Origin of the sequence: Sorangium sp. So ce363 (genome assembly GCF_051520435.1) — a bacterium.
In the GTDB taxonomy this organism is placed as follows: domain Bacteria; phylum Myxococcota_A; class Polyangia; order Polyangiales; family Polyangiaceae; genus Sorangium; species Sorangium cellulosum_B.
On the sequence record NZ_CP150333.1, the window covers coordinates 7,532,360 to 7,545,687 of the forward strand.

Annotated in this window: 11 protein-coding genes; 8 read left to right on the top strand and 3 right to left on the bottom strand. The window is 72.6% G+C overall.

Annotated features, from left to right (window positions below; all coding sequences use genetic code 11):
- Positions 1–127: 127 nt before the first annotated feature.
- Positions 128–919, bottom strand: a complete 792-nt coding sequence (locus WMF12_RS28210; protein ID WP_437850341.1) for a helix-turn-helix domain-containing protein — start codon at positions 917–919, stop codon at positions 128–130.
- 132 nt (positions 920–1,051) lie between these two features.
- Complete coding sequence (locus WMF12_RS28215) at positions 1,052–1,879, bottom strand: matrixin family metalloprotease (protein WP_437850343.1); 828 nt, start codon at positions 1,877–1,879, stop codon at positions 1,052–1,054.
- A gap of 577 nt (positions 1,880–2,456) precedes the next feature.
- Here WMF12_RS28215 and WMF12_RS28220 point away from each other — a divergent pair.
- From WMF12_RS28220 to WMF12_RS28250, 7 genes are all read left to right on the top strand, one after another.
- Positions 2,457–2,648 (top strand): hypothetical protein, encoded by a 192-nt coding sequence (locus tag WMF12_RS28220; RefSeq protein WP_437739798.1) that lies wholly within the window; start codon positions 2,457–2,459, stop codon positions 2,646–2,648.
- 25 nt (positions 2,649–2,673) lie between these two features.
- The gene (locus tag WMF12_RS28225; RefSeq protein ID WP_437850345.1) at positions 2,674–4,188 is read left to right on the top strand and encodes a hypothetical protein; all 1,515 of its coding nucleotides are present in this window, start codon (positions 2,674–2,676) and stop codon (positions 4,186–4,188) included.
- 155 nt (positions 4,189–4,343) lie between these two features.
- Entirely contained in the window at positions 4,344–5,171 is an 828-nt protein-coding gene (locus WMF12_RS28230) for a TIGR02452 family protein (protein ID WP_437850347.1), read from the top strand.
- A 203-nt stretch (positions 5,172–5,374) separates the two neighbouring features.
- A complete protein-coding gene (locus WMF12_RS28235; RefSeq protein ID WP_437850349.1) occupies positions 5,375–7,042 on the top strand; it encodes a serine hydrolase domain-containing protein in 1,668 nt (555 codons plus the stop codon).
- Between the two features lie 96 nt (positions 7,043–7,138).
- The gene (locus WMF12_RS28240) at positions 7,139–8,401 is read left to right on the top strand and encodes a glucose-1-phosphate adenylyltransferase (RefSeq protein WP_437850351.1); all 1,263 of its coding nucleotides are present in this window, start codon (positions 7,139–7,141) and stop codon (positions 8,399–8,401) included.
- Between the two features lie 157 nt (positions 8,402–8,558).
- Positions 8,559–9,593 (top strand): aspartate-semialdehyde dehydrogenase, encoded by a 1,035-nt coding sequence (locus WMF12_RS28245; RefSeq protein WP_437708313.1) that lies wholly within the window; start codon positions 8,559–8,561, stop codon positions 9,591–9,593.
- 9 nt (positions 9,594–9,602) lie between these two features.
- On the top strand, positions 9,603–9,977 hold the full coding sequence (locus WMF12_RS28250) for a DUF4406 domain-containing protein (RefSeq protein ID WP_437739804.1): 375 nt from the start codon (positions 9,603–9,605) through the stop codon (positions 9,975–9,977).
- 62 nt (positions 9,978–10,039) lie between these two features.
- Here WMF12_RS28250 and WMF12_RS28255 read toward each other — a convergent pair whose 3' ends face one another.
- Positions 10,040–11,047, bottom strand: coding sequence for a hypothetical protein (locus WMF12_RS28255; protein WP_437850353.1), 1,008 nt, complete (start codon positions 11,045–11,047; stop codon positions 10,040–10,042).
- A gap of 688 nt (positions 11,048–11,735) precedes the next feature.
- Here WMF12_RS28255 and WMF12_RS28260 point away from each other — a divergent pair.
- Positions 11,736–13,181 (top strand): right-handed parallel beta-helix repeat-containing protein, encoded by a 1,446-nt coding sequence (locus tag WMF12_RS28260; RefSeq protein ID WP_437850354.1) that lies wholly within the window; start codon positions 11,736–11,738, stop codon positions 13,179–13,181.
- Positions 13,182–13,328: the final 147 nt, after the last annotated feature.

The following is a 13,328-nucleotide window of genomic DNA, read 5'->3' on the forward strand; positions in this document are numbered from 1 at the left end:
GGCGCGCCGGCCGGCCGCCGTCTTGGCTCAGGCTCCGCCGTCCTGTGCCGAGGCTACGGGCTCGCGCCCCAGCGACATTCGCCCGCGCCCCGGCTCGCTGTGCCTGGGCTGCGCGCCTGCGGCGCGACTACGCTCGCCTGCGCCGCGGCTCGCCCCGACTCTCGGCCCGGACCGCGCGACGCAGGGCCGCCGGGGTCACGCCGCGGCGGCGCCGCAGGCTGCGGGTCAGGCAGCTCTGGTCGGCATAGCCGCAGCGGATCGCGATCTCCGCGATCCCGAGCTCGGTGCGGGACAGGAGGTCGGTCGCGCGCGCGAGGCGCAGATCCGCGATGCGCTCCTGCACCGTCGTCCCGAGGACCGTGCGGAACAGATGGTGGAGGTGCCCCGGGCTCAGCTCCGCCCGGGCAGCCACGTCCGCGACGGTGAGCGGCTCGTGCGCGTGGTCCTCGAGGAAGCGCAGCGCGCGGCGCAGCTTCTCCGGGGCGCGCATCGGGCCGAGCGCGCCGCGCGCCCCGCGCTCGGCCAGCGTGAGCACGAGCAGCCCCGCCCACTGCCGGCGCAGCGCGACCGAGCCGCCCCGGTCGAGCTCGTCCGCCGCGGTCCGGACCAGGTGCGCAGCAGCGGCGTCGAGGGCGATCGACCCGCCGGCGATCCGCTCGAACCACGGCGCGGCGCCGAGGGCTTCCGCGGAGGCGGGCGGCACATCGATGACGAGGAAGCGATTCCGGTCCGGCGCCGCGAAAGCGTGGCGGGTGTCGCACGGGACGAGAGCACCCGAGAGCCCGGATGCCATGAGCTCTCGACCGTCCATCGAGAGCGCTATCGCGCCTTCCAGAGGCAAGACCAGCTGGTGGTGCGCGTGGCGGTGCGCGACCACCTCGGCCGAGTATCGCCGGACGCCGAGCTCGACCTCATCCATGGCGCGCCATGATCTCACGCGCGGCGCGCGCGCGCCATGGCCCCTCGGGCTCCCTACCTCGCCAGCGCTCCCGCCGGCGCGGCGCGCGGCACGCAGCGCGCGCGGGACGCAGCGCGCGCCGCGGGATGGAGCTCACCGGCAGGGCGGGCCGTACAGGGCTGCGGCGCCGCGCGCGTCGTGCTCCGTCAGGTCGAGGTCGCCCCAGTTCGTGCCGTTGCACCACGGATAGTGCATCACCGAGCCCGCGTCGTACGACGTCAGGGCGCGCCAGCCGTCGTCCTCGAAGCAGGCGCCCGCCTCGGGCCGCGTGTGCTCGTGCCGGAACCCGAGCGCGTGGCCGAGCTCGTGCCGCAGGACGCCCGTGAGCGTCCAGAGATCCAGCGGGCCGAGGGCGGTCGAGTCGATGAGGAGATTGCGCGCGCGGCGCGAGCTGTCGGGGAAGAACGCGCGCGCGTAGTACGGCTGCCCCTCGACCGGGCGCACGTCGAAGACGACCCTCTTGTTGCGCGCATCACACGCGTCGTCCTGGTCTGCGCTGTGAACGAAGCGGACGCCCGCCACCTCCTCCCACGCCGCGGCGGCGCTCTCCATCGCGGAGACCACCGCGCCATGGTCGTCACCGAACGCCTCGCTCACGCAGTAGCTGAGGTTCCGCTTCTCCCTGTCGCTCCACCTCACGTCCCTTCCACGGCTCTGATCGACGATGAGCGCTCCGCGCTGGACGTGGCGCTCATAGAACCGCTCGAGCCCGTCGAGGCCCTCGACGGGAATGTCGCCGTCGACGATGTAGATGCCGCTCTCCGGCTCACGGTAGGTGCGAGCCTCGAACTCGTCGAAGCTCACCTCCGTATCGCCGACCTGCTCGGAGATCTCCTCTCCCCCAGGCGCGCCGACGGCGCACCCGACCGACGCGAGCGACAGGACGAGGAGACCAAGAGACTTCGTAGACAGATGACTCATCATACAAGTACCTCTCGTTCATGCCTTTCCCTCTCGGGTCAGGCGAGGGCGCGCAGCGCCGCAGTGAGCTCCGCCGGACGGCGCCACAGGACCCCCACGGCGGTCCGGGCCGACTCGACTGCTGGTACTGACGCGGATGGCGTCCGGTTTCGTTGTCCGATATTGGCAAGCGACGTGCCGCACGCGCGATGGCGTGACTTTGCGGTCCAGAGGTCAAGCGCGGAGCGAAGGAGTCCACACGTGTGGAGCGGGTGCTTGCGCACCTGTGCAAGGACTTGCGTATCGAGATCGAAGCAGAGCGCGCAACGCGCGCCGCCGGGACCGGATCGAGGCGGTCGATCGATGGGGCTTCGTCCCGCCGTCGTGCTGGTTCCATCGCGCGAGCAGCGTCGGGCGTCGTGATCGTGCGCTGCGCGCTGCCGGGGTGGCGTACGGCGCGACGGCCTGCGATCGAGGGCTTGACGGCACGGCGCGAACAGAAAATCGTGGCATCCATGCCGGGGAGAGGGACATGGCGGCGCGCCCGCGCGCGGCGGCGACCCCCGCGGGGCGCCCGCGCCGATGGAGGCGGCCGCCGATGACGTTCGCGTTCGCGGAGGGCACCGTGTTCGCGGGGCGCTACCGCCTCGGGCCCGTCATCGGCGTCGGCGGCATGGGCGCCGTGTACGAGGCCGCACACATCGAGACGAACCGGCGGCGCGCGCTCAAGATCATGCACCCGACGCTCTTCTCTACATGGCGCCCGAGCAGTTCGACGGCGCCCCGCTGAGTAATCCCCTCACCTCGACCAGGCCATGGAACGTCCCAGCGCACGATTCCCGTGGGCTCATTGGGCCTATGGAGTGACGGTCTTCACGCTGACGCTCCTCGCGGCGGTGCCTTTCTGGCTGACCGACCTCCTGCCGATGATGGATTACCCACCGTTCCTGACGTTCGTCCGAGCGTTCCAGGACCACGGGGATCCCGCCTCGCCCTTTCACGGCACCTACACGACAGGATGGCCCATCGCGCCGCTCGTCCTGCCGATCCTCCTCGCGCGGGCGATCGCGGCCGTGAGCTCCATCGAGATCGCGGGCAAGGTCCTCCTCACCGCGTACACCGTCGCCCTGCCCGCCGCCTCGATGCTCCTCCTCCGCGTGCTCCGGCGGGATCGCTGGTGCGTGCTGCTCGTCTTCCCCCTCGTGCACTCGTACTGGGTGAGCGGCGGCTTCTTCGCGTTCGCGACGGCCCCTCCGCTCGTCGTGCTGGGCCTGGCCGTCGCGGTGCGATGGCTCGATCGCCCGACCCCGCGCCTCGGCGTCGGTCTCGCCGCGATCGCGGTCGCCCTGCTCCTGTGGCACGCGCTCGCGCTGGCCCAGCTCCTCCTCGACGTCGCGCTGCTCTGGGCGCTCTGGAGGGCGCCGGGGCCGCGGGAGCGATGGCGGGCGCTGCTCCCGCTCACGCCGTCGCTCGCCCTGTTCGCGGTCTGGGTGGGCATGTCGGTGCTCACGAGGCCCTCCGGCGCCCCGGTCCCCGGCCCTGTCGCGGCGTGGCCGCCCTTCTTCGAGAACGCAGCGCAGCTCCCCGAGTTCGTCGGGGTCCTCCTCCCGATCTCGGTCGGCTACGTGCTCCTCTTCGCGCTGCTCGTCGTCGCCGGCGCCACCGCTGAGCCCGCCGCGCCCCACGCGTCGCCCGAGTCCCCGACCGCCCGGTACCGGGTCCCGAACGCGTTCGCCGTGCTCGCGCTCGCCAGCGTGGTCTGTCACCTGGTCCTCCCCTCGTATTGCCTCGGGGTCGAGGGGATCAACAACCGGCACCCCTGGATGGCCGCGCTGCTCTTCACCTTCGCCTGGAGCCTGCCGGCGCGCCCCGCGCCGAGAGCGGGCCTCCTCGCCTCGATGGCGATCGGCGGCGGTGCCCTGCTCCTCCACCTCTGCGGGCGCTTCGTCGACTTCCATCGAGAGACGGTCGGCGCCTCCCGGCTCATCGACAGGCTATCTCACGGCCAAACGCTGCTGGCGCCCCTCGACGCGTGGGAGGCGACGGAGGCGTTCCCCGTCAAGCCGCTCCGCGCGATCCAGGAGATCGCCACGGTGCGCCACGGCGGCCTGCCGAACAGCTCCTATGCAGGCTACGGGATGAACTTCATTCAGTACGTGGGCGGCAAGAACCCGATGCCAGGGCTCGGCCCGAGCTGGCTCCGCCACCCGGAGCTCACGAGGTTCGATTACGTCCTCCTGCGCTCGCCCTCGCCCGCGCTGCTCGCCCACGAGCGGCTCGAGCTCGCCGCGCGCGACGGACAGTGGGCGCTCTTCTCCGTGCGGCGCTGACGCGGCGCAGGGCGGGGAGCGCGGGCGAACGCTGACTGGAGGAAATCGCCGGCCCGCCTGCGCCTCCGGCAGAGGGAGCTGCGCGCCCCGCCGCGCCCGCGCCGCGCCGCGCGTTTCGCTGGACGAGCGGCCGCGGCTCGCCAATCCTTGGGCGCATGAAGCTGACCGGCATCGCCGCTGAGACCGTGCAGATCGCGAGTCGTGGCGAGTACATCGCGCCCTCGGGCGCGACCGTTCGCATCCGCGACCGCGTGCTCGCCGCGGTGAAGGGGACCGTGCTTTACCGGCCCGGATCACTCGACGCCTGGGAGCCGAAGGAGCGCCGCGATGGCCCGGCGGTGATCGAGGTCACCGGCGAGACCACGGGGGCGGCGGGGCGGCGGCTCATCGAGCAGGAGGGCGAGGCCCGCGTCATGGCCCTCAACTTCGCTTCCGCCAAGAACCCCGGGGGCGGGTTCCTGCGCGGGGCCAAGGCCCAGGAGGAGGACCTCGCCAGGTGCTCGGCGCTGTACGCGTCCCTGGTCGAGCAGCGCGAGTATTACGACCAGAACCGGGCCTGCGGGAGCTTTCTCTATACCGACCACATCATCTACTCGCCGGACGTGCCGTTCTTCCGCGACGAGCAGCACGCCCTCCTCGACCGGCCGTTCGCGCTGTCGATCATCACGGCGCCGGCGCCGAACGCCGGCGAGGCGTTCCAGCGCGACGACGCCACGGACCAGGAGATCCGGGCCGCCCTGGAGCGCCGCGCGGACATGGTGCTCGCCGCGGCGGGCGCGCACGGGCACCGGTGCCTGGTCCTCGGGGCGTGGGGGTGCGGCGTCTTCCGCAACGATCCGCGCGAGGTCGCCGACGTCTTCGCCCGGTGCCTCGAAGGCCCGCGCTTCCGCGGCGCGTTCTCGCGCGTGGTGTTCGCGGTGTACGACCGGGGCGCCGATCGGCCGAACTACCGGGCCTTCCAGGAGCGGTTCGCGCAGGCGTAGGCGCGTACTGCCGCCGGCGCCTCCGATCCCACGCGCGCCGTCACGGCCCCGCGCGGATCACACCGTGGGATCCCCACCCCAGAGCTGCGTGGACGTCGTGCTCCCCGCCTACCTCCACCGCTACAATCGAGGACTGACCCCTTCCACCGGGTCCGTTTCGAATTGTCGGGTCGCGATCGAAGAGCGAGAGTCATGGCTCCGACTTGAGGACGATCGACGACAGGCTCGCCGCGCTCCTCGCCGCGGCCGTCTTCTCCGCGTCACCCCTGCTCCTCTGCGGGTGCGCATCGCCCGCGCCCGCGCCCGCGTCGCGGGCCGTCGCGCAGGGGACCGCGGCGCCGCTCGACCAGCGCTTCGCCAGCGAGCCCGCGCCGACGCCGCGCTTCCCCGATCCGGAGCGCGGGCGGAAGCTCCGCGCGGCGGCGGCCGACGTGCAGGCGCTCGCGCGGCGCGCCGCGGAGAGGGAGCGCTTGCCGGCGCTCGCGCTCGGCGTCGTCATCGACGAGGAGCTCGCGATCCAGGCGGTGCTCGGCGTGCGGGACGCCGCGGCGGGCGGAGCGGTCGACGAGCACACGCGCTTCCGCATCGGCTCCGTCACCAAGCCGCTGACCGCGGCGGCGATACTGCGGCTCCGCGACGAAGGGCGGCTGTCGATCGACGCCCCGGCGGCGCGCTACCTGCCGGCGCTCACCGGCGTCGTCTACCCGACGCGCGACGCGCGGCAGATCACCGTCCGCGACCTGCTCACGCACAGCTCCGGCCTGCCGCGGCTCGGCGTGTTCCCCCCGGCGTCGACGTCGCGCGACGTCACCGAGCGGGAGATCCTGGCCACGCTCGACGGCTTCGGGCTCGAGAGCGCGCCGGGCACCGCGACCTCCTACTCGAACCTCGGCTATTCGCTCCTCGGGCTGGTCGTCGCGCGCGCCGCCGGCGTGCCGTACCGGCGCTACATGAGCGACGCGGTGCTCGGGCCGCTCGGCATGCGCGACGCCGCCTGGGACCCGTCGCAGGTGCCGCCCGGCGAGCTCGCGTCGCCCCACGCGCGCGGCGTCGACGACGGCGCGGTGACGCCGATCCAGCCCTGGCGGCTCGGGGCCTCCGAGGCGACCGCGGGGCTCTACGCGAGCCTCGCCGACATGGGTCGCTTCGTCGGGTTCGAGCTCGCCGCCTGGCCCGCGCGCGACGCGCCCGAGGCAGGGGCCCTGCGGCGGAGCACGGTGCGCGAGTCGCACCTGATGGCGCGCAACGGCTCGGCGTTCCCGGCCGCCGGCGGCGACGACGGCCCCGGGCTCGGCTGGCACGTGCGCGAGGACTGCGACCTCGGCCACGTGGTCTTCCACAACGGCCTGATCGACGGCTTCTCCGCGTCCGTGACGCTCCTCCCGCAGCGGGGCGTCGGCGTCGTCGCGCTCGCCAACGTCGCCGGCGCCGATCTCGAGTCGCTCAACGCGGACGTGCTCGGCCAGCTCGCGGCGACCGGCGCCATGGAGGCGCGCGTCGTCCCGCCCTCCCCGCCCGTGCGCCGCGCCGCCCAGGCCGTCGCCTCGGTCATCGGCCGCGCGCGCACGGGGGCGCTCGATCGCAGGCTCAGGCCCGGCTGGTTCCCGGAGGCTCACCTCGCCACCCTGCGAAAGGCGCTGCGCGACGCCGGCGCGCGGGTGGGGGCGTGCGCGCTCGACGGCTCCGCCGTGGTGGAGAGCGCCACGGCGGCGCGCTTCGGCCTGCGCTGCGAGCGCGGCGCGCTCTCGCTGGCGGTGCGTGTGGACACCTCGCCGGACGCGCGGATCACGTCCCTCAGCGTGGAGGAGCAGACGGGGGCTATCGCCCGGGAAGCCCCCGGCCCGAGCGACCGCCCAGCCCGCTGCCGCTGAGCGATCTGCAGCCCGGTGGGTTCGCCACTCCTGCTAGTGTAACCGCGCCCATCGTCCCGGGCGTCGAACCGTCCCCCTCACCTCGCGGAGACCCGCTTGAAGCACAACGACGTGGTGGTTTTGATCCTCGGTGGAGGCGTAGGAAGCCGCCTCTACCCGCTCACCAAGCTGCGCTCGAAGCCAGCGGTCCCGACCGGCGGCAAGTACCGGCTGGTCGACATCCCGATCAGCAACTGCCTCAACTCGGGCTTCAACCGCATCCACATCCTCACGCAGTTCAACTCGGTCTCGCTCCACAACCACATCACGCAGACGTACCGATTCGACGTCTTCTCCGCCGGCGCGGTGCAGATCCTCGCGGCCGAGCAGACGCCGACCCACAGCGACTGGTACCAGGGCACCGCCGACGCCGTCCGCAAGCAGCTCGTCGAGGTGAAATCGCCGAACCCGCGGGACGTCATGATCCTCTCGGGCGATCACCTCTACCGCATGGACTACGAGCCCTTCCTCGAGCACCACCGCGAGACCCGGGCCGACGTCACGCTCGCCGTCCGCCCCGTCCCGACGGCCGAGGTGTCGCGCCTCGGCATCGTGGACACCGACGACACCGGGCGTGTGGTCAAGTTCGTCGAGAAGCCGAAGGACATGAAGCTGCTCGACAACGTGCGGCAGCTGCCCGATCCGGCGAACCCGTGGCTCGCCTCGATGGGCGTCTACATCTTCAGCGCGAAGGCGCTCTACGAGATGCTCGAGCACGACAACGCCTCCGACTTCGGCAGCCACATCCTCCCCCGGGCGCTCGACACCCATCGGATGATGACCTACACGTTCGACGGGTACTGGGAGGACATCGGCACGATCCGCAGCTACTACGAGGCCAGCCTCGCGCTCACGGACTCCGATCCTCCGTTCTCGTTCTACGACCCGCAGCGGCCGATCTACACGCGCCCGCAGTTCTTCCCCCCGGCCCACGTCACCGCCGGCTCGGTCCTCGACCAGGTGCTCCTCGCCGAGGGGAGCCGGATCATCGAGTCGAAGATCTCCCGGTCGGTCGTCGGGCAGCTCTCCTCCATCGGGCCCCACGTCTCCATGTCGAACACGGTCATGATGGGCGCGGACTACGAGTCCCTGTTCCAGGCCCACGGCCCCGAGAGCACGAGGGGTCTGCCGCCCATCGGCATCGGCCGGGGGTGCACGATCGACGGCGCGATCATCGACAAGAACGCGCGCATCGGCGACGGGGTGGTGATCCGCAACATCCCCGACCGGCCGGACACCGACGCCCCGTACTACGCGGCCCGGGAGGGCATCGTCGTCGTCCCGAAGAACGCCGTCGTCCCGCCGGGCACGGTCATCTGAGCGCGGACCGCGCCCCGGCCGCCGAGGGGACGGCGGCTGGGCGCGCGGGCGGAAGGGACGCGCTCGCGCGGCTAGGCTAGGCCAGGCAGAACGCCGCCGCGGCGCCCGGCCACTCGCCCCTCGTCGGCTGGGCCCCGGTCTGGTAAAGAGCGCACTTATGCGAATCTGCATCCTCGGCGCCACGGGCCTTGTCGGCCGCGAAACCATCACCCTCATCGCGCGGGCCTGGCCCGGCGCGACGCTCGCCCTGTTCGCGAGCCGGGACCAGGAGCTCACCCTCGACGGCAAGTCGTACGAGGTGCTCAGTGCGTCGCGCCTCGAGGCGCAGGACGCCCCCCGCGGAGACCTCGCGTTCGTGGCCCTGGATGACGATCACAGCAAGCGGTACGTCCCGCGGCTCGTGGAGCTCGGGTACCGCGTGATCGACAAGAGCAACACGTACCGCGCCGACCCGAAGGTGCCGCTCGTCGTCGCCGGGGTGAACTCGAGCATCGTCGACGACTCGGTCCGGCTCGTGGCCAACCCGAACTGCACCACCATCCCGCTGATGCTCGCGCTCTCGCCCCTGCGCCGGGAGTTCGGGCTGAGCGCGGTCACGGTGAGCACGTACCAGGCGGTCAGCGGCGCCGGCATCGCCGCCCTGGACTCGTTCCTCGCGGACGCGCGCGACGGCTTCCAGGCCCTCGATCGCCTGGGCCTGCCGTTCAAGCCGTCGGGCTACGCCGGCAACACCGTCCCGCACAACGGCGGCACCGACGAGAGCGGCTACTCCTCGGAAGAGCGGAAGCTCATCTTCGAGAGCCGCAAGATCCTGAGCATGCCGGAGCTCGGCGTCTCCGCGCAGTGCTGTCGGGTCGGCGTCGCGGTCGGCCACTACGAGAACGCGTGGGTCACGTTCGATCGCCCGGTGGATCTCGAGCGGGTCGCGAGCATCCTGAGCGATCCGGCGAAGTCGCCCTTCGTGAAGCACCTCCCCGGCGCCGCCGGCGAGGGCCTGAGCGCGCTCCACTGCGTGCAGGACCGAGACCTCGCGCTGGTCGGGCGGATCCGCCCCGATCACCGGGACCGCGACCGGAAGAGCGTGTGCCTGACCGTGGTCGGGGACAACCTTCGGCTCGGCGCGGCCACCAACGCGGTCCGCGCCGCGACGCGCTGGTTCCCGAGCGCCGACCGGGACCTGCAGGCCCCCTGACGGCAGACGATGCAACCCACCCAGCCCCTCATGATCCTCGTCGCCGGGCCGTATCGCTCCGGCACGGGCGATGATCCGGTCCTGATCGCGGCGAACGTTCGCGCGATGAACGACATGGCCGTGCGCCTCTTCCGGGCGGGCCACCTCCCCGTCCTCGGCGAATGGTTCGCGCTGCCGCTCATCGAGCACGCCGGGTCGCGGCAGATCGGCGACGAGATCTTCAATGAGATCTTCCATCCCGTCGCGCGCCGGCTCGTCGCGCGCTGCGACGCTTGCCTGCGGATCGGCGGCCCCTCGAAGGGAGCCGACGAGATGGTCGAGCTGTCCCGCTCCATGGGCAAGCAGGTCTTCTTCAGCTTCGACGAAGTGCCGGGCCGCGGTTAGCCGCGGCTGCCTCACGAGAGGCACGTGAGCGGCGCACGAGACGCCGCGGCGGCGCGGTCCCTTCATGGCTCGGGCCCCGGCCAGCCTGCGCCGACAGGGAGCGCCTGCACGTCGGGGAAGAGCATGTAGACGCGCTTGCCGTCCCACATCTGCCGATGGGGCGGCGAGGGCGCGGCCGCTGCGGCGCTCGCGCGCACCGCGCGCCCGAGCGCGGCTGCGCCGTCGAGCGACTGGCTGAGCGCGGCGAGCGCCTGCGCGATCTCGGGGAGCGACGCCTCGCCCGAGGTGCCCCGCGCGACGAGGGCGTCGACCTCGCGGCTGCGCACCCCGAAGTCCGACGGCAGCGGGTGCGCGGGCTGCGCCGTGATCGCGGCGTGGAGGAACTGGCGCTTCGCGACGCCGCCCGCCTCGCCGAAGCCCGCGACGAGCTCGAAGAGCGCCGACGCGACGCCGAAGGCCGGCTCGAGGTCGCTCGGGTTGTGGAGCGGGGAGCCCCTGATTCCCAGGTCGTCGAGGTACTCGAACCCGGAATCGCTCAGCGCGGCCGAGCGCTCCGTCTCCGGCAGGGGCGGCGCGACCCGCACCTCGCCGCTCTCGAACACGATGACGCGCGCGTACGTGAAGCGCGCGTGCGGCACGGCGAGCCGCACGCGCGCGAGCTGCGCCGCGACCTCCGCCGCCGCGCCGATCTCGAAGCGCGAGCCCGGAAGGTGGCGCGCGATGCCCGCCAGCGTCATCCCCGCCGCGTCGGGCCAGGGGCACACGGCGACGTGCCGCGGGAGGGCCTCCGCCTCGCCCGGCGCACACACGCGCTCCAGCCCGAACGAGGCGGGGGCGAGGAGCGGCGGCCGCTGGCCCTCCATCCGCCGCAGATCGCCGAACAGCCAGGCGCGGTTCTCCCCGTGGTGCTCGGGCGCGAGCATCCGCGCGCCGACGAGCAGCGCGACGGTGCCCCCGGCGCGCGCGAGCCATGCCTCGGGCACGGAGAGGTGCTCGTACAGGAAGGCCTCGACGATGAGCTGCCACTCGCGGGGCGGCTCGGGAGGCAGGGGAGCGGCGGTACGGTACATGGCGGGTGCGGGGCTTCGAAGAGCAGCGCGCTCGGCCCCGGATGCACACACGAGACGGGGGAGCTCGTAAAGTAGCGTATCCAAGCCGGGAGCGCCGCGGAACACGGCAGCGCGCCGCTGCCGCCGATCGGCGAGCGCGCTGCCCGATCCGCCCCGACCGCGCGGCGCTCAGGTCGCCAGGGTCGATCGGAGCGCGGCCGCCTGGAGGGCGGCCATGAGAAGAGGATCGAGGGCGTGGCGCTCGCGACATCGACGGAGACGAAACGCGACGTTGGGTGGAGAGGGAGAAGAGAAGATTCACAGGGAGACGGGGAGGCGGGGAGGCGAGAGATGGGGATCCGTCGTGCGAGCCATCCGGCTCGCCGGCGGCTTCGGGCGGCATCGCGGCGGGGCGGCTGGGGAAGCCTCGAGCATCGATCCGGCGACGCGCAGCACTGCAATCGTGCGCTCGCACGCGAACGACTCGTCGCCGGTCGAGAGCGGTGATTGGTCTTGCCCCCACGTCGACACCCTCCTGGCGACGGCAGTCCTGTCAACGCTCGACGCTGCCCCTCAGGGGCCTGGGCGCCGGGCCCCGAGCGCGAGCGCGGACCAGGGGGCGCCAGGTCTCTTTCACCGTTCGGAGCTTGGAATGAAGACTCGATTGCGCACCATCTCAGCGATACCCGCAATACTCATCGGATTGCTCATGGCAGCGGCCTGCGGCTCGGACGCCGGCAGCGACCCGGAGAGCAGCGGCGGCGGCTCGGCGACGGGGGGCTCGCCCGCCAGCGGCAGCTCGGCGACGGGGGGCTCGCCCGGCAGCGGTGGCTCTGGCGTGGGCGGCGGCGTCGCGAGCGGCGGGACGTCGGGCGCCGGCGCGGCGGGCTCGGGAGGCTCCGCCGCCACGAGCAGCACCGGCAGCGGAGGCGCGGACTCCGGCGCGGCGAGCACCGGCGGAAACGGCGCCGGAGGCGCGGGCTCCAGCGTGGCCGGCACAGGCGGGAGCGGCGCCGGAGGGGCCGGAACGGGCGGCAGCGGCGCCGGAGGGGCGGGAACGGGCGGCAGCGGAGGTGGTGACGCGGCGTATCCGTGCGACGGAGACACGAGCGGCTACAACGCCGTGGTGACCCGATCCGGATCCGACTGGATCGCGCAGAACGGCGCCCGCAACGTCTACAGCGGCGGCGACATGCGGGCCGCGATGCAGGCGGCGCTCGACAGCTTGAGCTCCGGCCGCACCAGCAAGCAGAGCGTCCTGGTCCAGGGCTCCGGGACCGTGGCCGCCAGCTCGAGGCTGAACGTGCCCAGCTACACCGTGCTCAACGTCTGCGGCACGATCGAGGTCACCGGCAGCGGCTCCGGCGACAATGCGCCCATCTACGCGCGCGGCCGGACCGACATCGAGATCCCGAACGTCACGATCAGCGGCACCCCGCTCTACGCCATGTTCTTCCGCGACGTCGAGAACCTGCGCCTCGGCCATGTCGAGCTGCGCGTCTCGAGCGGCCTCGGCGTCCGCATCGACAACCATGGGCGCTCGGACCGCGCCAACAAGGTGAAGAACATCGAGATCGACCATGTCTACGCCGAGGGGACCAGCTCTCACGGCGTCGAGACCTACGGCGTCGACGACATCCGCATCGGCACCGTCATCGCGCGCGACACCGGGGAATGCGGCCTCCTCCTGAACGATACGACCAACGCCGAGGTCGGGACGGTCGACGCCGTGAACGCGGGCGCGGGCACCGGCTACGCGGCGTTCCGGCTCGCCAACCGCGCGGGGCGCATCGGCAGCGGCTACCCAACCAACATCCACGTCGGCCAGGTCATCGCCCGCGGCGGCGGGCGCGGGATCTTCTGCGTGTCCGAGAGCGGGGGCGTCACGATCGACCGGATCGATCTCGCCGACACCGGCAACAACGCGATCCTGATCGAGAACTGCCACAACGTGAACATCGCCGCCGAATCCGGGACCGTCGACGGCGGCGGCGACATCCGCCTGGCCGCACGCACCGAGTTCGCGAACTCCTCGGACATCACGATCCAGAACCTCACGATCACGGACACGGCCGTCAACGAGAACCCCTGCGCCGAGAACAGCACCTTTCGCGACCTCACGCTGGTGAACGCGCGCGACAACAGCTGCGATTAGAGCGGCGGTCACCCGCTTCGGATACGGGCCCACCTCGACGTTTTCGGTGCTCAGCGCACCGGAGTGCGCTTGCGCGCCGAAAACGCCGATCCGGGCCCGTCTCCTGTGCGGGAGACCGCCGCTCTGCTCTGCATGGTGCAGAGGTGG